The organism is Streptomyces sp. NBC_01296 (genome assembly GCF_035984415.1).
GTDB lineage: Bacteria > Actinomycetota > Actinomycetes > Streptomycetales > Streptomycetaceae > Streptomyces.
Window position 1 is genome coordinate 6,998,337 of the sequence record NZ_CP130720.1, and the last position, 19,823, is coordinate 7,018,159.

At 71.6% G+C, this 19,823-nt stretch carries 16 protein-coding genes and 1 rRNA gene; 8 read left to right on the forward strand and 9 right to left on the reverse strand.

Features of this window, described 5'->3' with window-relative positions; translation table 11 throughout:
* Positions 1-2: 2 nt before the first annotated feature.
* The gene (locus OG299_RS31955) at positions 3-497 is read right to left on the reverse strand and encodes a hypothetical protein (protein WP_327363326.1); all 495 of its coding nucleotides are present in this window, start codon (positions 495-497) and stop codon (positions 3-5) included.
* A 347-nt stretch (positions 498-844) separates the two neighbouring features.
* On the opposite strand from OG299_RS31955, the gene OG299_RS31960 reads away from it, so the two are divergent.
* Genes OG299_RS31960 through OG299_RS31975 form a run of 4 tightly spaced genes read left to right on the forward strand, consistent with a single transcriptional unit; the run spans position 845 to position 5,153 of the window.
* Positions 845-3,634, forward strand: coding sequence for a sensor histidine kinase (locus tag OG299_RS31960; RefSeq protein WP_327363327.1), 2,790 nt, complete (start codon positions 845-847; stop codon positions 3,632-3,634).
* Complete coding sequence (locus tag OG299_RS31965) at positions 3,631-4,068, forward strand: roadblock/LC7 domain-containing protein (protein ID WP_030871925.1); 438 nt, start codon at positions 3,631-3,633, stop codon at positions 4,066-4,068. The genes OG299_RS31960 and OG299_RS31965 overlap by 4 nt, the downstream gene beginning before the upstream one ends.
* A gap of 10 nt (positions 4,069-4,078) precedes the next feature.
* Positions 4,079-4,546, forward strand: a complete 468-nt coding sequence (locus OG299_RS31970) for a DUF742 domain-containing protein (protein WP_327363328.1) — start codon at positions 4,079-4,081, stop codon at positions 4,544-4,546.
* Positions 4,527-5,153 carry a GTP-binding protein gene (locus tag OG299_RS31975; RefSeq protein ID WP_362638156.1) on the forward strand — a complete coding sequence of 209 codons (627 nt, stop codon included), beginning with the start codon at positions 4,527-4,529 and terminating at the stop codon, positions 5,151-5,153. Before OG299_RS31970 ends, OG299_RS31975 begins: the two co-directional genes overlap by 20 nt.
* A 256-nt stretch (positions 5,154-5,409) precedes the next feature.
* Here the strand turns inward: OG299_RS31975 and OG299_RS31980 are convergent, their stop codons facing one another.
* The 4 genes from OG299_RS31980 to OG299_RS31995 are packed head-to-tail and all read right to left on the reverse strand — an operon-like array spanning position 5,410 to position 8,171.
* Positions 5,410-6,600, reverse strand: coding sequence for a lipid-transfer protein (locus OG299_RS31980; RefSeq protein ID WP_327363329.1), 1,191 nt, complete (start codon positions 6,598-6,600; stop codon positions 5,410-5,412).
* The gene (locus tag OG299_RS31985; RefSeq protein WP_266631296.1) at positions 6,597-7,055 is read right to left on the reverse strand and encodes a Zn-ribbon domain-containing OB-fold protein; all 459 of its coding nucleotides are present in this window, start codon (positions 7,053-7,055) and stop codon (positions 6,597-6,599) included. Before OG299_RS31985 ends, OG299_RS31980 begins: the two co-directional genes overlap by 4 nt.
* A 41-nt stretch (positions 7,056-7,096) precedes the next feature.
* Positions 7,097-7,465 carry an Mpo1-like protein gene (locus OG299_RS31990; protein WP_327363331.1) on the reverse strand — a complete coding sequence of 123 codons (369 nt, stop codon included), beginning with the start codon at positions 7,463-7,465 and terminating at the stop codon, positions 7,097-7,099.
* 13 nt (positions 7,466-7,478) lie between these two features.
* Positions 7,479-8,171 carry a M15 family metallopeptidase gene (locus OG299_RS31995; RefSeq protein WP_389868565.1) on the reverse strand — a complete coding sequence of 231 codons (693 nt, stop codon included), beginning with the start codon at positions 8,169-8,171 and terminating at the stop codon, positions 7,479-7,481.
* A gap of 29 nt (positions 8,172-8,200) precedes the next feature.
* Between OG299_RS31995 and OG299_RS32000 the strand changes: the two genes are divergently transcribed.
* On the forward strand, positions 8,201-8,713 hold the full coding sequence (locus tag OG299_RS32000) for an NUDIX domain-containing protein (RefSeq protein WP_266631300.1): 513 nt from the start codon (positions 8,201-8,203) through the stop codon (positions 8,711-8,713).
* 83 nt (positions 8,714-8,796) lie between these two features.
* Here the strand turns inward: OG299_RS32000 and OG299_RS32005 are convergent, their stop codons facing one another.
* Together OG299_RS32005 and OG299_RS32010 are read right to left on the reverse strand one after the other, a co-directional pair.
* Positions 8,797-9,375, reverse strand: coding sequence for a hypothetical protein (locus tag OG299_RS32005; protein WP_266631302.1), 579 nt, complete (start codon positions 9,373-9,375; stop codon positions 8,797-8,799).
* A gap of 76 nt (positions 9,376-9,451) precedes the next feature.
* Positions 9,452-11,956, reverse strand: coding sequence for a glycoside hydrolase family 31 protein (locus OG299_RS32010; protein ID WP_266631303.1), 2,505 nt, complete (start codon positions 11,954-11,956; stop codon positions 9,452-9,454).
* Positions 11,957-12,146: 190 nt separating this feature from the next.
* Here OG299_RS32010 and OG299_RS32015 point away from each other — a divergent pair, with 190 nt between their 5' ends.
* The gene (locus OG299_RS32015) at positions 12,147-14,129 is read left to right on the forward strand and encodes an acetoacetate--CoA ligase (protein WP_266631304.1); all 1,983 of its coding nucleotides are present in this window, start codon (positions 12,147-12,149) and stop codon (positions 14,127-14,129) included.
* 63 nt (positions 14,130-14,192) lie between these two features.
* On the forward strand, positions 14,193-15,125 hold the full coding sequence (locus tag OG299_RS32020) for a DUF8829 domain-containing protein (RefSeq protein WP_266631305.1): 933 nt from the start codon (positions 14,193-14,195) through the stop codon (positions 15,123-15,125).
* 75 nt (positions 15,126-15,200) lie between these two features.
* Here OG299_RS32020 and ptsP read toward each other — a convergent pair whose 3' ends face one another.
* Together ptsP and OG299_RS32030 are read right to left on the reverse strand one after the other, a co-directional pair.
* Complete coding sequence (gene ptsP, locus OG299_RS32025; RefSeq protein WP_327363334.1) at positions 15,201-16,871, reverse strand: phosphoenolpyruvate--protein phosphotransferase; 1,671 nt, start codon at positions 16,869-16,871, stop codon at positions 15,201-15,203.
* Between the two features lie 75 nt (positions 16,872-16,946).
* Positions 16,947-17,396 (reverse strand): PTS sugar transporter subunit IIA, encoded by a 450-nt coding sequence (locus OG299_RS32030; RefSeq protein WP_327363335.1) that lies wholly within the window; start codon positions 17,394-17,396, stop codon positions 16,947-16,949.
* Between the two features lie 711 nt (positions 17,397-18,107).
* Between OG299_RS32030 and OG299_RS32035 the strand changes: the two genes are divergently transcribed.
* A 16S ribosomal RNA gene (locus tag OG299_RS32035) occupies positions 18,108-19,632 on the forward strand.
* Positions 19,633-19,823 lie beyond the last annotated feature (191 nt).

Consider the following 19,823-nt stretch of genomic DNA (forward strand, 5'->3'; position numbering starts at 1 on the left):
GGTCAGCCCCGGCCCGAGCTCGCCTGGTAGCGCCTGTCCGCGCCCGGAGGCGGCCACACCGCCTGCCGGGCGCCCCCGCCCGCACCGCCCCGCAGCCGTATTCGGTCCGCCCCGGCGGCCGCCTCGGTGCGCGCCTCCCGGCGGGCCCGGCGCCGCTCGCGCCGGCGGTCCCGCGCCGTGCTGCTCGGCTCCGACACCACCCCGTACCGCTGGTTCCACATCTGCCGGGTGATCAGCACGTCCAGCACGCCCCAAGTGGCCACGACCGTCCCGGCTATCGCGCCGATCCCCATCGGCAGCGCCAGCCATGAGCCGGTGAGCATGAGGAAGAAGGCGACCGTCGCCTCGGTCAGCGTGACGGCCACGATCAGCACCGCCCGCACCGCCGAGTCCCGCACCGGGTCCGGCATCCTGCGCCGCCGGGCCGGCTCTTCCTCCCACAGCGACCGCCCCGGCGCGCCCACCGCCGCCGCGCCGGTGTCCTCGTAGATCCCCATCGCACGCTCCCACCCCGACGAATCCCCTCGAACAGGTAGACGTTCGACGCCGCCGAGAGATTCCCGTATCCCTGAGTCCTCCCCAGCACCTGCCCATCCCGGAACGAAGAATTCCAGCCATCCATCCGGTTGCGGGAACTCACACCCCACCAAGTGTCATCTGCCACATAACGGGCCGCTCTTGACCGGATGTGTCGGACAACTCGTGATCTACGCCCGGGCGTCCGGCCGAAAATGTCCGGACACGCCTTCGAACCCGCTCCCCGGCAGTAGTAGGCTCACGCCGTTTAAATGACGGAACACCGACCCCCGACAACGGGGTTGAGCTGGGGGAGGCTGGGGAGGCCATGCGCTTTCGCGGGAAGTCCATCCGCCGGAAGATCGTGGCGTTGCTCCTTGTGCCGCTCATCTCCCTCACCGCCCTCTGGGGCTTCGCGACCGTGATCACCGGCCGCCAGGCCGTCCAGCTCCTCGACGTCGCCTACGTCATCGACAAGGTCGGCTACCCCGTCGAGGACGTCGTCCGCGTCATCCAGAAGGAACGCCGCCAGACCCTCGTCGTCCTCGGCGACCCCCGCGCCTCCACCGCCACCGCCGAACTCGTCAAGCGCCGCGCCGCCACCGACGAGATCGTCGACCGGATCGGCCGGAACGCCAAGGACCCCGAGGTCGCCGACGAGCTGTCCCCGGCGGCCGCCCAGCGCCTCGACTCCATCCTCGACGCCTTCCGCGACATCGGCGCGCTGCGCCGCTCCGTCGACCAGAACACCCTCGACCCGAGCCAGGCGCTGGAGCTCTACAGCCGGCTCGTCGACCCCTGCTACGAGTTCCTCATGAACCTCCACGCGCTCGAGAACGTGGAGATGGACAAGCAGGGCCGCGCCCTCGTCGGCATCACCCGCGCCCGCGAGACGCTCTCCCGCGAGGACGCCGTCATCGCCGCCGCCCTCGCCGCCCGCAACGTCAGCGCCGCGGACATCCGGCACGTCTCCGACTTCGCCGCCAACCGCACCCTGCTCTACGAGTTCAACCTCGCGATCCTCCCGGCCGACGACCGCGAGCTGTTCGAGCAGTACTGGAGCAGCCCCGAGACCAAGCCGCTGCGCGACGCCGAGGAGCGCTTCCTCACCGGCGGCGCCGGCAAGAACCCGCGCATCACCGCCGCCCAGTGGGACGAGGCCGCGAACAAGGTCCTCGACGACCTCGCCACCATGGGCACCGCCGCCGGCGACCGCTACCAAAAGCGCGTCGAACCCGTCGCGATGGACGTCCTGGTCCAGGCGGCCATCGCCGGCATCCTCGGCTTCATCGCCCTCGTCGTCTCCGTCGTCCTCTCCGTGCGCATCGGCCGCGACCTCGTCCGCGACCTGTCCCGGCTCCGCAAGGAGGCCCACGAGGTCTCCGGCGTCCGGCTGCCCGCCGTGATGCGCCGCCTCGCCGCCGGCGAACACGTGGACGTCGAGACCGAGGCCCCGCGCCTGGAGTACGAGAAGGACGAAGTCGGCCAGGTCGGCCAGGCCCTCAACACCCTCCAGCGCGCCGCCGTCGAGGCCGCCGTCAAACAGGCCGAGCTCCGCCGCGGCGTCTCCGAGGTGTTCGTCAACCTCGCCCGCCGCAACCAGGTCCTGCTGCACCGCCAGCTGACCCTGCTCGACACCATGGAGCGGCGCACCGAGGACGCCGAGGAACTCGCCGACCTCTTCCGCCTCGACCACATGACCACCCGCATGCGCCGCCACGCCGAGGGCCTCGTGATCCTCTCCGGCGCCGCCCCCTCCCGCCAGTGGCGCAAGCCCGTCCAGCTCATGGACGTCGTACGGGCAGCCGTCGCCGAGGTCGAGGACTACGAGCGCATCGAGGTACGCCGGCTGCCGCGGCTCGGCATCGCCGGCCCCGCCGTCGCCGACGTCACCCACCTCGTCGCCGAACTCCTCGAGAACGCCACCGTGTTCTCCCCGCCGCACACCGCCGTCCAGGTGCACGGCGAGCGCGTCGCCAACGGCTTCACCCTCGAGATCCACGACCGCGGCCTCGGCATGAACCCCGAGGCGCTGCTCGACGCGAACCTCCGGCTCGCCGAGACCCCCGAGTTCGAGCTCTCCGACACCGACCGCCTCGGCCTGTTCGTCGTCAGCCGCCTCGCGCAGCGCCACGGCGTCAAGGTCGTCCTCCAGCCCAGCCCGTACGGCGGCACCACCGCCGTGGTGTTCCTCCCGGCGGCCCTGCTCACCGAGGCCCCCGAGACCAACGGCACCGGCCTGCGCCTCGGCGACGGCAAGTCAGGCCGCGCCAACGGCCAGGGCCCCGCCCGGCCCGCCCCGGCCGCCGTGGAGCGCACCCCGGCCGGCCGCCAGCTGCCGGCTCCCGAACTGCGCGGCCCCGTGGAACTGGAGGCCCCGCTCGGCGTGCTCGGACTGGACGGCCTCGACGACCCGGCCGCCCTGGACGAGGTCACCACCGGGATCACCGGGCTCAGCGGCGTCGGCGGCCGCCCCGCCATGGCCACGCTCGACGACGAGACCCCGCCGAACGGCACCCCGCGCAGCGCCCTGCTGGGGCTCGGCCCGGCCGACCGGCCGCACACCGACCGCAAGGGCGGCCGGGACCGCGACCGGGAGCCGCAGGCCCCCACCGGCCCGGTCCGCCTCGACAGCCACCGCCCCGAGGCGATCCGCAGCGCCCGCCCGGACGGGCCCCGCTCCTCGGGCGCCGTACCGCTCCCGCGCCGCAGGCCCACCCCGACGCTGGTCGCCGAGCACGGCCGCCGCGTGGAGCCCCGCCCGGTGTCCGCGGTCCCGCAGCCCGCGCAGGACCCGGAGCCGGGCCTCCGCCCCGGCGCGGCCGCGCCCGGCCCCGCCCAGCCCGGCGGTGCGCCCGCCAAGGGCCCCGGCGCCCTGCCCAAGCGCGTCCGCCAGGCCAGCCTGGCGCCCCAGCTGAAGAACGCCCCCGCCCCCGCCGAAGCCGCCGCGGACCCCGTGGTCCACCGCGACGCGGAAGACGTACGTACGCGCATGACCGCACTCCAGCGCGGCTGGACGGCGGGCCGCAAGCAGCAGGCCCAGCAGCAGTCCGGGACCGGGGCAGGCACTTCCGCCGCCACCGGTTCCGGATCCGAGAACGAGGGGGACGGTCGATGACCGCACCGCAGACCGGCAACGACACCCGGGGCCGCGGCTCCGGTCCGCTCAACTGGCTCCTCGACGAGCTCGTCGACCGGGTCGCCAGCATCCGCAAGGCGGTGGTCCTCTCCGGCGACGGCCTGCCCACCGGCAGCTCCAAGGACCTGACCCGCGAGGACAGCGAGCACCTGGCCGCCGTGGCCTCCGGCTTCCACAGCCTGGCCAAGGGCGTCGGCCGCCACTTCGAGTCCGGCAGCGTCCGCCAGACCGTCGTCGAGCTGGACGAGGCCTTCCTCTTCGTCATGGCCGCCGGCGACGGCAGCTGCCTGGCCGTGCTCTCCGACGCCGACTCCGACGTCGGGCAGGTCGCGTACGAGATGACCCTCATGGTCAAGCGGGTAGGCGACCACCTGGCGACCGCTCCCCGCTCCGGGCTGCCAGCCGGAGGGTGAGGCGGACGGTATGAGCGATCCAGGCCGGCACCGCCCGGACCACCGCCCGGACCACCGCCCGGACCACCCCGCCGGCGCCCCCGGGGCAGCGCAGGAGCCCGCCCACCCGCACTGGTTCGACGACGAGGCGGGCCCCGTCGTCCGCCCGTACGCCATGACCCGCGGCCGGACCAGCCACGCCGGCCAGCACCGGCTCGACCTGATCGCGCTCGTCGTCGCCGAACCGGCGGCCGACGATCCGGTCTGGGACATGACCCTGTCCCCGGAACACGCCCACATCCTCGGGCTGTGCCGGGAGCGCCCGCAGTCGGTCGCCGAGCTCGCGGCCGAACTCGACCTCGCGGTCGGGGTCGTACGGGTCCTGATCGGGGACCTGGTCGACGAGGAACTGGTCCATGTGACCCGGCCGGTACCGCCGGCCGAACTGCCCGATGAATCCATTCTGCGTGAGGTGATCGATGGCCTTCGGGCGCTCTAGCCGCACCGGTGCCATGCACGCTGTGTCACCGGTCGAGCCGCTGACCTTGAAGATCCTGGTCGCGGGCGGCTTCGGGGTGGGCAAGACCACCCTGGTCAGTGCGGTGAGCGAGATCAGACCGCTGCGGACCGAGGAACTGCTGTCCGAGCCGGGTGTCGGCATCGACGACACCGGGGGAGTGGAGGGCAAGTCCACCACCACCGTGGCGATGGACTTCGGGCGCATCACCCTGCGCGAGGACCTCGTCCTGTACCTGTTCGGCACGCCCGGACAGGACCGCTTCTGGTTCCTGTGGGACGAGCTGGCCCAGGGCTCGCTCGGCGCCGTGGTCCTCGCCGACACCCGCCGCCTCGCCGACTGCTTCGCCGCCGTCGACTATTTCGAGCGGCGGGGGATCCCGTTCGTGGTGGCCGTCAACTGCTTCGACGGGGCCGACCGCCATCCGGTGGTGACCGTACGGGAGGCGCTGGACCTCGATCACGAGGTGCCGGTGCTGCTGTGCGACGCCCGGGACCGGGAGTCCGTGAAGGACGTGCTGGTCGGGGTCGTGGAGCATGCGATGTCCCTGGCGCGGGCCCGGCGCCGGAGCCTGACCGCGGGGACCTGAGCAGCGCTCTCCGGCCCCGCGGGCCGGGCGCACGGGAGGCGGCCCGTACCCCCGCCGACTGGGGTACGGGCCGCAGCTCTCATGGGGGGACGGAGGGCCCCGGTCGCGGCGTCGTACGCGGCGCGGGACTGTGGAGCGAGTGTGAACCTGCCGCCCGGGGCCGTCAAGCGTTCCGACAACAGCCCCTGTTCAGGGTCCGCGCCCGGCCGCCGCCGTCACCCCGGCGTAGCCGCCGGCGTCACCTCCGCCGGCATCGTCACCGCACCGCGACGACGGCCGATCCGTGCCCGAACAGCCCCTGGTTCGCGGTGATCCCCGCCCGGGCCCCCGGCACCTGCCGGTCCCCGGCCGTACCGCGCAACTGCCAGGTCAGCTCGCACACCTGGGCGATGGCCTGCGCCGGCACCGCCTCCCCGAAGGAGGCGAGCCCGCCGCTGGCGTTCACCGGCACCCGCCCGCCGAGCGCCGTCGCGCCCTCCCGTACGAGCTTGGCCCCCTCGCCCTCGGCGCACAGGCCGATGTCCTCGTACCACTCCAGCTCCAGGGCGGTGGAGAGGTCGTACACCTCGGCGAGCGAGAGGTCCCCGGGCCCGATCCCGGCCTCCTCGTACGCGGCCCGGGCGATCGACGCCCGGAACGAGCCCGGCGCCGGCCGTACGGCGGTCACCGAGTCGGTGGCGATGTCCGGGAGGTCGAGGACCGTACGGGGATACGCCGGCGTCACCGTCGACACCGCCCGGATCCGCACCGGATCGGCGACCCCGCGCGAGCGCGCGAAGTCCATGCTGCTCAGGACCAGCGCCGCGCCCCCGTCCGAGGTGGCGCAGATGTCGAGCAGCCGCAGCGGATCGGCGACGACCGCCGACTGCGCGACCTCGTCGGCCGTGACCGGCTTGCGGTAGCGGGCGTGCGGGTTGAGGGCGCCGGCCGCGGCGTTCTTGACCTTCACCTGCGCGAAATCCTCGAGCGTGTCCCCGTACACGGCCATCCGGCGGCGCGCGTACAGGGCGAAGTACGCCGGGTTCGTGGCGCCGAGCACGCGGAACCGCAGCCAGTCCGGATCGTCCGGCCGGTCCCCGCCCGCCGGGGCGAAGAACCCCTTGGGCGCCGCGTCCGCACCGACCACCAGGACGACGTCGGCCAGCCCTGCCAGGATCTGCGCCCGCGCCGCGCCGATGGCCTGGGCCCCGGAGGCGCACGCCGCGTACACGCTGGTCACCCGCGCGCCCTGCCAGCCGAGGGCCTGCGCGAAGGTCGCGCCGGCCACGTAGCCGGGGTAGCCGGAGCGCACCGTGTCGGCGCCGACGATCGACCGGACGTCGGCCCATTCCAGCCCGGCGTCGGCGAGCGCGGTCCGGGCCGCGGCCCGCCCGTACTCGACGAAGCTGCGGCCCCACTTGCCCCAGGGGTGCATCCCGGCCCCGAGGACGGCGATGTCGGCGCTCACGCGGTTCCTCCCGTCGGCCTGAACCGCCAGGTGGTCCACGTGGTGTCGGCATCCTCGTTCAGCACGCCGCCGACCACCTCGACCTCCGTCCCGACCGCCAGATCGGCGACGGTGACCCCGGCAACCGTCTGCCCGAGCACGACCATCCCCTCGGCCTCCAGCTCCACCGCGACCAGGGTGTACGGCTCCCAGGGCGCGTCCGGGTCGGACACGTACGGCGCGGGCGGCCGGTAGCGCCCGTCGGTGAAGGACCACACCCGCCCGCGGGGCGAGAGCGGCACCTCGGCGAGCTCGCCGCCACCGGGGCAGTGCGGATTGCGGCAGTACGCGTCCTCGCGGGGGAAGAACACCGCGGTACAGGCGGAACACCGGGTGCCGAGCAGCCGGAAGCCGCCGCCCTCCGGTCCGTCCTCGGTGAACCACCCGCTCACGACGGGGGTGCGTGTGCGTCCCAAGGGAACCCCTCCCTAGCCAGTCACAGCAATCTGACGGATCGTCAGGAGTCTGTCACGGGAGGGCAGCCCTGGCACGGGTTCTCGGCAAGCCACTTCTGCGCGATCTCGGCCAGCTCCGCGTCCCGCCCGGCCAGCATCATCCGGATCATCTGCGCGTCCCCGCGCAGCGACCACGCCGGATGCCCGAAGGTGGCAGGGTTGTTCCCCTCGATCAGGAAATGCGCGGGCCAGGCGGTCCCGTACCCGATGAGGGGGAGCGCGGCGAGATAGCGCTTGCGGCCGCGCGCCAGGCCGTACGCGGTGAGGGCGAGCCCGGTCAGGGTGCCGGTGAGGTGGACCCAGCGGGTGGCGGCGCGGGAGTGCATGGCGACGTAGTAGGGCCAGAACTCCTCGTAAGAGCGGAAAGTCATGCGGGCACGGTACTCACGGCCGGACCGAGGCGACAGAGACCGGGAAGTCGAAGGAGGTATCGGGAAAGGCCTCGGGCTTGAACGTGAAATGCCACCACTCCTCGGGCAGGTTCACGAAGCCCTGCGCGGCGAGCGTCTGCCCCAGCAGCTTCCGGTGGGCGCGGGCGGCGCCCGTGATCCCGGGGTTGTCGGTGTGCGAGAGCGGATCGAAGCGGTCGAACGGGGTCCCCATGTCGACGGGCCGCCGCAGCGGCAGCCGCACGAGCGTCACATCGACGGTACTCCCGCGGCTGTGCCCGGACTTCTCGGCGATGTACCCGTCGGGGATCAGCCGCTCCTTGTCCACGTCCGGATAGAACTCCGCCTTCGTGGACTGGTCCTGCGGATCCGCCGCCCACCGCACGAAGCGGTCCACCGCGCGCTGCGGCCGGTAGCAGTCGTAGACCGTCAGCGAGTACCCGCGCGGCAACAGCTCCCGCTGGGCGCGGTGCAACGCCTCGGCGGCGGGGCGGGCGAGCAGGCAGACGGGCTCCTCGTACCCGTCCACGACCGCGCCGGTGAAATTGTCCGCGGTGGCGTACCTGATGTCCTGGCCGATCGTGGGATCGACCTCGGCCAGCGCCACGAACCCGGGCGGCGCCGAGCCCCCGGTGCCGCCGCCGGCGAGCACCGCCGCACAGCCCATGACTCCCGCAACTGCAGTCATCCTCATACCCCTTGGCATATCATCACGGCATGCAGGTACAGCCGAGGGACTCGCACTGCTCCACCTGCGGTTCGTTGTTCGACACGACCGCCTGGCCCCGTACGTGCGCCTCGTGCGGCGCCGTCACGTACCGCAACCCGCTCCCGGTGGCCGTCACGCTGCTCCCGGTCGAGGACGAGGCGGGCACCGGCCTCGTGGTGATCACGCGCACCATCGAGCCGGCCCTGGGCGGCGTCGCCCTGCCGGGCGGCTTCATGGACTACGGCGAGGACTGGCGCGACGCGGTCGTCCGCGAGCTGCGCGAGGAGACGGGCATCCGTGCTCCGGCCTCGGATGTCGTCCTGGCCGACGCGATGAGCTCCCCGGCGGGCCACCTGCTGCTCTTCGGCCTGCTGCCGCTGCGCCCGACGGCATCCCTGCCGCCGTCGGCCCCGACGGACGAGACCACGGGCTGGCACGTCCTGCGCACCCCGACGCAGCTGGCGTTCCCGCTGCACACCCAGGCTGCGGCGGCGTGGTTCGCGGGACGCTACGGCGGTTGACGCTGGGCTAGGCGGTGTCGTCAAAGCAGCGTCGGCCGCCCATGAGGGCGGGGCCGGCGGGATGCCGGCCGGACGCCCGCCGCTCATACCCCCAGGTCCATCACGAAGCCCGCCATCGTCAGCACCGCGACGGCTGCCGCCGTCACCGTCAGACCCCGTCCCCACAGCGCCTTCAACGGCACCGGCCGGGCCCGGAGGCACGCCCCCGCGACCATCGGGAGCACCGCGCTCGCCACCGTGCACGCCCAGACCGCCCCGAACCCGGGAGCCGACGCGACGTGATCACGCAGCCACCCGTGGGCCATGAGGGCGGGCGGCGCCGAGACCGGCACCAGCAGGACGAGGACCGCGACCGGCTCGGGCCACGCCGTCAGACGGGCGGTCAGGCGCCCCAGGAGCGCCAGGGGTTTGACGAGCAGCAGCCCGTGCAGGAACCCCAACGCCACCGCAGCGACCGAACCGACCCCGAGCATCACCAGGAATCCGGCCGGGGACGCCTCCTGCGTCGCGACGAGCAGCCCCCACGCCAGGAGCAGCTGGCAGGCGCCCACGACCTCGGCTCCCGGTGCGATGTCCCACCGGCGCGGTCGGCGCAGTGCCCGTAGCACGGGCGCGTGGACCCGCGCAGGCCTCGTCGGGTCGGCCGGGCTCGCCAAGACCATCACAAACCCCCTGAACGAACGGCTCCGACGGCAGCACAGTCGGTCGCCGCCGCACAGGGCAGGATCCCCCGGCGGCCTAGAGGGGGCCTGTATCCGCGCTGGAATGCGCCCCGGAAGCCGCCCCGGAACCGGATGCGGGAGCCGTCCCGGATCCTGTCCGGGATCCCGTTCCGGACCCCGCCCCGGGAGCCGTTCCGGATCCCGCCCCGGTCGGCCCCTCGCGGTCGAGTCCCCGTACCTCCACCCCCTCCACGGGCTCCCCGGCCTCGTTCTCCACCACCACCGCGTCCCCCACCCACCGCACCGTGTACCGCTCGACCTCGCCCGGCTCGAAGCCCGGCCCCGGGTCCCGGATCACCACCCCGCCACCCATGCGCCCCCGAGCCGGAGCCCAGGCCTCCAGGGCCACCCCGCCTTCACCGGCCCGGCGGACCGGCAGCACCGCCCCCGCCCGGGCCAGTACCGGGATCCGCCCCGGCGGGGCGTCCAGCAGGATCTGCCCGGGGCCCTCGTACGCCGCACCCGTCGCGGTGTCGTACCACCGGCCGCGCGGCAGCCGGATCGCCCGCCGGTCCGCCCCGCACTCCAGCACCGGCGCCACCAGCAGCGCGTCGCCGAGCAGGAACGCGTCCTCGCAGTCCCGCAGCGCCCGGTCCTCCGGCGCCCCCCACCACAGCGGCCGTACGTACGGGGCCCCCGTCCGCCGCGCCAGCTGGGCCAGCGTCAGGAAGTACGGCCTCAGCCGCTCCCGCTCCGCCAGTACGGCCCGCGCCCGCTCCTCCACCTCCGCCCCGAACTCCCACGGCTCGCGCCGCCCGGCCCAGATCGCCGAGTGGGTCCGGAACAGCGGCAGGTACGACCCCAGCTGGAGCCACCGCAGATACAGCTCGGGGGAGGGCGAGCCCCCGAAACCGCCGACGTCCGGGCCCGAGTACGGCACCCCGCACAGGCCGAGCCCCAGCACCAGCGCGAGCGAGGCCCGCAATCCCTCCCAGCCGGTCTCCACGTCCCCGGACCAGGTGCCCCCGTACCTCTGCATCCCCGCCCACCCCGACCGGGAGAACAGGAACGGCCGCTCGTCGGGCCGCAGCCGCACCAGCCCCTCCCAGCCCGCCCGCGCCATCCCGAGCGCGTACACGTTGTGCGCGGCCCGGTGGTCCCCGCCGGCGCCGTCCATCGCGTGCCGCGCCGAACGGGGCAGCGTCATGTCCCCGAACGGCGCGAAGGACACCGGTTCGTTCATGTCGTGCCACACCCCGGAGAAGCCCTGCTCCAGGCGTTCCGCGTACAGCCCGCCCCACCACGAGCGCACCGCCGGATCCGTGAAGTCCGGGTACGCGCACTCACCGGGCCAGACCTCGCCCCGCACCTCCTGCCCCTGCGCATCCCGTACGAAGGCCCCGCCCGCCCCCACCGCGCGGCCCGACGCGTGGACGGCGTCGCCCGCCTTCACCGCCGGGTCGACGATCGAGACGAGCCGTACGCCCTGCTCCCCCAGCTCCCGCGCCAGGCCCGGCAGATCGGGGAACCGCTCCTTGTCGACCGTGAAGACACGGTGCTCGTCGTAATGGTCGATGTCCAGGTGCACGGCCGACAGCGCGAGCCCGCGCGCGGTGTAGCCCGACACCACCCGCCGCACCTCCTGCGCGCTCCCGAACCCCCACCGCGCGTGCTGGTACCCGAGCGCCCATTCGGGCGGTACGGCGGCCCCGCCGGTCAGCCCCGACCAGCCCTGCAGCACCCGGGCCGGCGTCCCCACCAGCACCCAGCACCGCAGCGGCCCGCCCTCCATGCGCAGCTCGCTCGACCCGGGCCGGTCCGCCCCCGAGCCGGCGCCCTCCTCGCCCTCGCGCAGCGCCACCCGGCCGTCCCAGGAGTTGTCGTGGAACACCAGGTGGGTTCCCGCGTCGGCGACCACCATCTGCACGGGCATGGTGATGTACAGCGGGTCGTCGCCCGGCCCGAAGCCGCCCTTGGGGTCCGTGTTCCACAGCCGGTACACCCCGTCCCGCAGCCGTGGCCCGCCGGCCCGCCCGCCCAGCCCGAAGAACCGGGCGTCCGCCGGCACCTCGGCCCGCTGCAGCCACCGCGGCTCGACCGGCTCCCCGGCGACCGGCTCTGCCGGCTCCCACCAGCGCGGCGGCAGCTCCCGGCGCAGCACCGTCCCGCCCGGCGTGCGCACCTCGACCGCCCCGTGCCGGGACACCGCCACCGTGACCCGCTCCGACACCACCCGCCAACCGCCGCCGGTGTCCGGTTCCAGCGAGGCCCGCGGATCGGGCTCGGGGCCGCTGCCGACCAGCGCGTACGAGGGCGTCGGCCCGGCCCCGTCCCAGCCCCAGAACACCGCGCCGCCCGCCGTGACCCGTACGAGCAGCTCCGACCGGGCGAACTTCAGCACCCCGCCGCCCGGCCGCGGTTCCGTACCGGTCAGCAGACCCGGCACGCGGGCCCGCTCCGCGCCCCGGCGCGGAAGCCCCACCGCGTCCGCGCGCCGGTGGCGCCAGGCCGAGCGCCACGCGCGCCGTCCGCGCTCCGTACCGATCTCTTTCACCGCACGCACCAGATCGCGACCGTTCATGCTGCTCACCCTGCCACCGGCCGCCGGGCGAGCGGGCTGCGTTCAACTTCCGTTCACTCGTCCATGACCCCTCTGGTGCGGATCTAGATCGCATGGCATGGTCCCTGTGAGCCGCCGCGCGCACACCCACCGCGCGATGGCACCGTACGCACACCACGCGCGAGCCGCAGACTTGACCGGGAGCCGACCCATGACCTCAGCCACCCCGCCGGAACCCCTCTGGTCCCCGGGCCCGGACCGCATCGCCGCGGCCCGCATCACCGCGTTCCAGGCCTGGGCCGCGGAGCGGTTCGGAGCCCCCGTGGACGGCGGCTACCCCGCGCTGCACAGCTGGTCCGTCGACGAGCTCGACACCTTCTGGCAGGCCGTCGCCGAGTGGTTCGAGGTCCGGTTCACCACCCCGTACGAATCCGTCCTCGCGGACCGCTCCATGCCGGGCGCGCGCTGGTTCACCGGTGCCGAGCTCAACTACGCCGAGCACGCCCTGCGCGCCGCCGAGGACCCGGCGCGCGCGGACGAGGCCGCGCTCCTCCATGTGGACGAGACCCACGACGTCACCCCCGTGACCTGGGCCGAGCTCCGCCGCCAAGTCGGCGCACTCGCCGCCGAGCTGCGCGCCCTCGGCGTACGCCCCGGCGACCGGGTGAGCGGCTACCTCCCCAACATCCCCGAGGCCGTCACCGCGCTCCTGGCCACCGCCGCCGTCGGCGGCGTGTGGACCTCCTGCGCCCCCGACTTCGGCGCCCGCAGCGTCCTCGACCGCTTCCAGCAGGTCGAGCCCGTGGTCCTGTTCACCGTCGACGGCTACCGCTACGGCGGCAAGGAGCACGACCGCCGCGACGCCGTCGCCGAACTGCGCGCCGAGCTCCCCTCGCTGCGCGCGGTCGTCCACATCCCGCTGCTCGGCACGGCCGCCCCCGAAGGCGCCCTCGCCTGGTCGGACCTGACCTCCGCCACCGTCGAGCCGGTCTTCGAGGCCGTCCCGTTCGACCACCCGCTCTGGGTGCTGTACTCCTCCGGCACGACCGGCCTGCCCAAGGCCATCGTGCAGTCCCAGGGCGGCATCCTCCTGGAGCACCTCAAGCAGCTCGGCCTGCACTGCGACCTCGGCCCCGAGGACCGGTTCTTCTGGTACACCTCGACCGGCTGGATGATGTGGAACTTCCTCGTCTCCGGCCTGCTGACCGGTACGACGGTCGTCCTGTACGACGGCAGCCCGGGCTACCCCGACACCGGGGCCCAGTGGCGGATCGCGGAGCGGACCAAGGCCACCCTGTACGGGACCTCCGCCGCGTACGTCATGGCCTGCCGCAAGGCGGACGTGCACCCCGCGCGCGACTTCGACCTCTCCGCCGTGAAGTGCGTGGCGACCACCGGCTCGCCGCTGCCGCCCGACGGCTTCCGCTGGCTCCACGACGAGGTTGCGGAAGACCTCTGGATCGCCTCCGTCAGCGGCGGCACCGACGTCTGCAGCTGCTTCGCCGGCGCCGTCCCCACCCTCCCCGTCCACATCGGCGAGCTGCAGGCCGCCTGCCTGGGCACCGACCTGCAGTCCTGGGACCCGTCCGGCAAGCCGCTGACCGGGGAGGTCGGCGAGCTGGTCGTCACCAACCCCATGCCCTCCATGCCGATCCACTTCTGGAACGACCCGGACGGCAGCCGCTACCGCGACAGCTACTTCGAGATGTTCCCGGGCGTCTGGCGCCACGGGGACTGGATCACGATCACCGACCACGGCTCGGTGATCATCCACGGCCGCTCCGACTCCACCCTCAACCGGCAGGGCGTCCGGATGGGCTCCGCCGACATCTATGAGGCCGTCGAACGGCTCCCCGAGATCAAGGAGTCCCTCGTGATCGGCCTGGAGGAGCCGAACGGGGGCTACTGGATGCCGCTGTTCGTCCACCTCGCACCCGGCGCCACCCTCGACGACGACCTCCGCGGCCGCATCAAGGCGACGATCCGCGAGGAGCTCTCCCCGCGCCACGTCCCCGACGAGGTCATCGAGGTCCCGGGCATCCCGCACACCCTCACCGGCAAGCGCATCGAGGTCCCGGTCAAGCGCCTCCTCCAGGGCACCCCCATGGCGAAGGCGGTCAACCCGGGCTCGGTCGACCGGCTGGACCTCCTGCCCTTCTACGAGGAGCTGGGCCGCACCCGTACCCGCGACTGAGGTCACTGTCAGTGGTCATGGTTACCGTGAGTGAGCAATCGAATGCGCCACTCAGGGGGAGCCATGCCACGGACGCGCCACCACGACGACGGCACCACCGGCCGCACGGCCGGCCGCACCACCCGGCGCCGCATGCTGCGCCGCGAAGTCCCCAGCACCGTCGGCCTCCTGGCCGACGCAGGGGACTTCGCGGCCATGCGCGGCTACCGCAGCTTCACGTTCGACCACCACGACGACTACGGCGACTACCTCCGCCACGTCGAAGGCCTGCTCCGGTCCCTCGCGGCCCAAGGCATCCACACCACCGTCGCCCTCTTCGACCCCGACGAGTACGCCGAGTACTGCACGGAACACGGCATCGACCCGGACACCGCCGCAGCCCGCACCCGCTTCACCGCCGAACTGGCCGGCGCCGGCGCCGTACTGCCCTACACCGGCCAGCCCATCGACGAAATCGTCCCGCTCCTCGTCGACGAGGCCGTCCGCCAGGCCACCTGGGAGTACGCCACCTCCCTGCTCGCCGGGGTCGGAAACTGCGCCGACTGCGGCGAGGACATCGGCCAGGCCTCCTTCACCCGGGCCGCCGAGACGCTCACCCGCCTCGTCGCCGGCGCCGGACCCGGCCACCACCACCTCGTGTGCAGCGTCCCGACCCAGGACGAACAGCTCCTCGCCGTCCTGCACGCCGAAGTCACCGGGAACCCGGACGGCCCACCGCGCATCGAGGGCCGCGAAGGCCTCGACTTCGTGACCGTCCTCGCCGCCGGCCTCGCCCTCGGCGGCCCCGGGGGACTGGTGCTGCGCAGCACCACCGAAGGCTTCCGCGACCGGGTCCACGGCTGGCGCCTCGACCGCGGGCGCCTGGTCCCGCTCTCCGCGGCAGCCGTGTTCAACGCCTACTGCACCGACGCCGACACCGGAGACCCCGTGGCCCCCGAGCCCGGCGTCGAATACAGCCCCGGCTACGAGGTCGACGACCCCACCCCGCTCCACTAGCCGCCTACCCATCGGACACGACCGAGGGGCCCCCGCCACCGGCGAAGGCCCCTCGATCGACAACACCCTGCCCGGCTACTCGCCGGACAGCACCGCCTGAGCGGCCACGCGGGCCTCCTCGGCGCTGTCCGCCGCACGCGCCGCGGCAGCGGCACGCTCGCACTGGGCCAGCGTGTACTTGGCGAGCGTCGCCCGCACGTAGGGAATCGAAGCGGCACCCATCGACAGAGAGGTGACACCCAGACCCGTCAGCACACAGGCCAGCAGCGGATCGGAAGCGGCCTCGCCACACACACCGCAGCTCTTGCCCTCCGCCCTGGCGGCCTCGGCCGACATGGCGACCAGGTCGAGCAGCGCCGGCTGCCACGGGTCCTGCAGCCGCGACACCGCACCGACCTGACGGTCGGCGGCGAACGCGTACTGGGCCAGGTCGTTGGTGCCCAGCGACAGGAACTCGACCTCCTGCAGGATCGAGCGCGCCCGGAGCGCGGCGGAGGGGATCTCCACCATCGCGCCGAACTTCGCCTTCAGTCCGGCCTCGCGGCACGCGTCCGCGAACGCCTTCGCATCGGTCCGGTCGGCCACCATCGGGGCCATGACCTCGAGGTAGACCGGCAGGCCCTCGGCCGCCTTGGCCAGCGCGGTGAGCTGCGTGCGCAGCACGTCCGGGTGGTCCAGCAGCGACCGCAGACCGCGCACGCCGAGCGCCGGATTCGGCTCGTCGGCCGGCGTCAGGAACTCCAGCGGCTTGTCGGCACCGGCGTCCAGGACGCGTACGACGACACGACCCTCGGGGAAGGCCTCGAGCACCTTGCGGTACGACTCGATCTGCTTCTCCTCGGACGGCGCCTTCTTGCTGTCGTCCAGGAACAGGAACTCGGTACGGAACAGGCCCACACCCTCGGCCCCGGCCTCCACGGCCGCCGGCACGTCCGCCGGACCGCCGACGTTGGCCAGCAGCGGCACCTTGTGACCGTCGGAAGTCGCACCCGGACCGGACGAGGCCGCGAGGGCGGCCTTGCGCTCGGCGGCCGCGGCCTCCAGATCGGCCCGCTTCTCGGCCGTCGGCTCGACGAACAGGTCACCGGTACTGCCGTCGACGGCGATGACCGTACCCTCGGCGATCTCCCCGGCACCCGGCAGCGCCACGATCGCCGGCACGCCCAGCGCCCGCGCGAGGATCGCGCTGTGGCTGGTCGGGCCGCCTTCCTCGGTCACGAAGCCGAGGACGAGCGCCGGGTCGAGCAGAGCCGTGTCGGCGGGGGCCAGGTCCCGCGCGATCAGCACGTACGGCTCGTCGCTGTCCGGCACACCCGGCATCGGCACGCCCAGCAGCCGCGCCACGATCCGGTTCCGTACGTCGTCCAGGTCGGCCACCCGGCCGGCCATGTACTCCCCGGCCCCCGCGAGCAGGTCGCGGTACGAGGCGAACGCGTCGTACACCCCGCGCTCGGCGGTGCTGCCGACGGCGATGCGCCGGTCCACGTCCGCCATCAGCTCGGGGTCCGTGGCGATCATCGCCTGGGCCTCGAGCACGTGCTGAGCCTCGCCACCGGCCAGCTGGCCGCGCGCGATCAGGTCGGCGGATACAGCCTCCACGGCTTTGCGGGCGCGCCCCTGTTCGCGCTCCGCCTCGTCCGCGGTGATCTGCTTGGCCGGCGGCTCGAGAACCGCCGTGCCCATGTGCCGCACCTCGCCGATCGCCACCCCGTGGCTCACGCCGACGCCTCGCAGCGTTGTCTCCATTTCACCCGTCTCCGATTGAGCGGCGGGCCCAGCCGCCGCGGTGGATGTCCGACCCGTCCGTGTGGGGCGGACGCGTCACTGCCAGCTGAAGAGAACGTCTCCGGCCTTGACGTCGCCGTCCTCGTTCACGCCGCCGAGGGAGTCGGCGGTGGCCTCGAGCGCGACGACGGGGCAGATCGGCGACTTGCCGGCTTCCTCGACGGCCTGGGGGTTCCAGCGGATGACGGCCTGACCACGGGTCACGGTGTCGCCCTTGTCGACGAGCAGCTCGAAGCCCTCGCCGTTCAGCTGAACGGTGTCGATCCCGAGGTGGGTGAGTACGCCGTGCCCTTCGCCGTCGACGACGACGTACGCGTGCGGGTGCAAGGAGACGATCACACCGTCGACCGGGGACACCGCCTCCGAGGGCTCACGCACGGGGTCGATAGCGGTACCCGGACCCACCATTGCGCCGGAGAACACCGGATCGGGCACTGCCGCGAGTCCGATCGCGCGCCCGGCAAGTGGGGACGTCACGCTGGTCATGGGGGGCCTCCCAGGGGTGGGGCTTCATCGTGTCGCCGTCACAGCCAGTGCTGCGACGACATACTTTTCGAAGGGTATGTCATGACACGTCCCGGTTCGCATGAAGTGCACCCCCTGCCGGAGGCCACGACACGCTGCCGCGGCGACGTAGTGGACTAGACCATACGCCTGAATCGATTTGCTTGGGCACCACGGGCCCTGTACTGTCGTGACTCCCGCCAGGACGTGCCGCGTGAACATCTCGCGAACAGCCGATGGACGGGAATCCTCCTCTTCAGTGCCGATCTTGATCCTTACTTCTTCTCGTATGCCTATTCGGTAAATCGGGCGAGTGGTCAGGGAGCCGGAAAAGCCCTGATAGAGTCGGAATCGCCGGAAAGGGAAAACGCGAAAGCGATGGACCTGGAAAGCAAGCGGGACTGACTCTGATAGAGTCGGAAACGAAGAACGAAGCCCGGAGGAAAGCCCGAGAGGGTGAGTACAAAGGAAGCGTCCGTTCCTTGAGAACTCAACAGCGTGCCAAAAATCAACGCCAAAAGTTGATACCCCGTCCACTTCGGTGGATGAGGTTCCTTTGAAAAAGACCTGTGAGGTCGCGGTTCGCCGTGATGCTTGCAGGCAATTACACAGCGAGGACGCAGTGGTCAGTCGGTCATATTCCGACATGATTGACCCGCTCTAAGTGCGTGTGCACCCGATTACGGGTAAACATTCATGGAGAGTTTGATCCTGGCTCAGGACGAACGCTGGCGGCGTGCTTAACACATGCAAGTCGAACGATGAAGCCCTTCGGGGTGGATTAGTGGCGAACGGGTGAGTAACACGTGGGCAATCTGCCCTTCACTCTGGGACAAGCCCTGGAAACGGGGTCTAATACCGGATAATACTCCTGCCTGCATGGGCGGGGGTTGAAAGCTCCGGCGGTGAAGGATGAGCCCGCGGCCTATCAGCTTGTTGGTGGGGTAATGGCCCACCAAGGCGACGACGGGTAGCCGGCCTGAGAGGGCGACCGGCCACACTGGGACTGAGACACGGCCCAGACTCCTACGGGAGGCAGCAGTGGGGAATATTGCACAATGGGCGAAAGCCTGATGCAGCGACGCCGCGTGAGGGATGACGGCCTTCGGGTTGTAAACCTCTTTCAGCAGGGAAGAAGCGAAAGTGACGGTACCTGCAGAAGAAGCGCCGGCTAACTACGTGCCAGCAGCCGCGGTAATACGTAGGGCGCAAGCGTTGTCCGGAATTATTGGGCGTAAAGAGCTCGTAGGCGGCTTGTCACGTCGGATGTGAAAGCCCGAGGCTTAACCTCGGGTCTGCATTCGATACGGGCTAGCTAGAGTGTGGTAGGGGAGATCGGAATTCCTGGTGTAGCGGTGAAATGCGCAGATATCAGGAGGAACACCGGTGGCGAAGGCGGATCTCTGGGCCATTACTGACGCTGAGGAGCGAAAGCGTGGGGAGCGAACAGGATTAGATACCCTGGTAGTCCACGCCGTAAACGTTGGGAACTAGGTGTTGGCGACATTCCACGTCGTCGGTGCCGCAGCTAACGCATTAAGTTCCCCGCCTGGGGAGTACGGCCGCAAGGCTAAAACTCAAAGGAATTGACGGGGGCCCGCACAAGCAGCGGAGCATGTGGCTTAATTCGACGCAACGCGAAGAACCTTACCAAGGCTTGACATATACCGGAAAGCATTAGAGATAGTGCCCCCCTTGTGGTCGGTATACAGGTGGTGCATGGCTGTCGTCAGCTCGTGTCGTGAGATGTTGGGTTAAGTCCCGCAACGAGCGCAACCCTTGTCCTGTGTTGCCAGCATGCCCTTCGGGGTGATGGGGACTCACAGGAGACCGCCGGGGTCAACTCGGAGGAAGGTGGGGACGACGTCAAGTCATCATGCCCCTTATGTCTTGGGCTGCACACGTGCTACAATGGCCGGTACAATGAGCTGCGATACCGTGAGGTGGAGCGAATCTCAAAAAGCCGGTCTCAGTTCGGATTGGGGTCTGCAACTCGACCCCATGAAGTCGGAGTTGCTAGTAATCGCAGATCAGCATTGCTGCGGTGAATACGTTCCCGGGCCTTGTACACACCGCCCGTCACGTCACGAAAGTCGGTAACACCCGAAGCCGGTGGCCCAACCCGTAAGGGAGGGAGCTGTCGAAGGTGGGACTGGCGATTGGGACGAAGTCGTAACAAGGTAGCCGTACCGGAAGGTGCGGCTGGATCACCTCCTTTCTAAGGAGCACAGTACCGATTGCAGACAAACGTTCTGCACGGTCAGCTCATGGGTGGAACGTTGATTAGTTGGCACGGTTTCCAAAACTCTCTGTAAGTACTGCTTCGGCGTGGAAAACAGTGAAGTGGAGGGGATCGTGCTTGGCACGTTGTTGGGTCCTGAAGGTACGGCCGTAAGGTCATGTCTTCAG

What these genes read in the sequence shown, in the direction of transcription:
- OG299_RS31955 (WP_327363326.1), bottom strand. Translation starts at nt 497, where the DNA reads ATGGGGATCTACGAGGACACCGGCGCGGCGGCGGTGGGCGCGCCGGGG.
- OG299_RS31960 (WP_327363327.1), top strand. Translation starts at nt 845, where the DNA reads ATGCGCTTTCGCGGGAAGTCCATCCGCCGGAAGATCGTGGCGTTGCTC.
- OG299_RS31965 (WP_030871925.1), top strand. Translation starts at nt 3,631, where the DNA reads ATGACCGCACCGCAGACCGGCAACGACACCCGGGGCCGCGGCTCCGGT.
- OG299_RS31970 (WP_327363328.1), top strand. Translation starts at nt 4,079, where the DNA reads ATGAGCGATCCAGGCCGGCACCGCCCGGACCACCGCCCGGACCACCGC.
- OG299_RS31975 (WP_362638156.1), top strand. Translation starts at nt 4,527, where the DNA reads ATGGCCTTCGGGCGCTCTAGCCGCACCGGTGCCATGCACGCTGTGTCA.
- OG299_RS31990 (WP_327363331.1), bottom strand. Translation starts at nt 7,465, where the DNA reads ATGACTTTCCGCTCTTACGAGGAGTTCTGGCCCTACTACGTCGCCATG.
- OG299_RS31995 (WP_389868565.1), bottom strand. Translation starts at nt 8,171, where the DNA reads ATGACTGCAGTTGCGGGAGTCATGGGCTGTGCGGCGGTGCTCGCCGGC.
- OG299_RS32000 (WP_266631300.1), top strand. Translation starts at nt 8,201, where the DNA reads ATGCAGGTACAGCCGAGGGACTCGCACTGCTCCACCTGCGGTTCGTTG.
- OG299_RS32005 (WP_266631302.1), bottom strand. Translation starts at nt 9,375, where the DNA reads ATGGTCTTGGCGAGCCCGGCCGACCCGACGAGGCCTGCGCGGGTCCAC.
- OG299_RS32010 (WP_266631303.1), bottom strand. Translation starts at nt 11,956, where the DNA reads ATGAACGGTCGCGATCTGGTGCGTGCGGTGAAAGAGATCGGTACGGAG.
- OG299_RS32015 (WP_266631304.1), top strand. Translation starts at nt 12,147, where the DNA reads ATGACCTCAGCCACCCCGCCGGAACCCCTCTGGTCCCCGGGCCCGGAC.
- OG299_RS32020 (WP_266631305.1), top strand. Translation starts at nt 14,193, where the DNA reads ATGCCACGGACGCGCCACCACGACGACGGCACCACCGGCCGCACGGCC.
- ptsP (WP_327363334.1), bottom strand. Translation starts at nt 16,871, where the DNA reads ATGGAGACAACGCTGCGAGGCGTCGGCGTGAGCCACGGGGTGGCGATC.
- OG299_RS32030 (WP_327363335.1), bottom strand. Translation starts at nt 17,396, where the DNA reads ATGACCAGCGTGACGTCCCCACTTGCCGGGCGCGCGATCGGACTCGCG.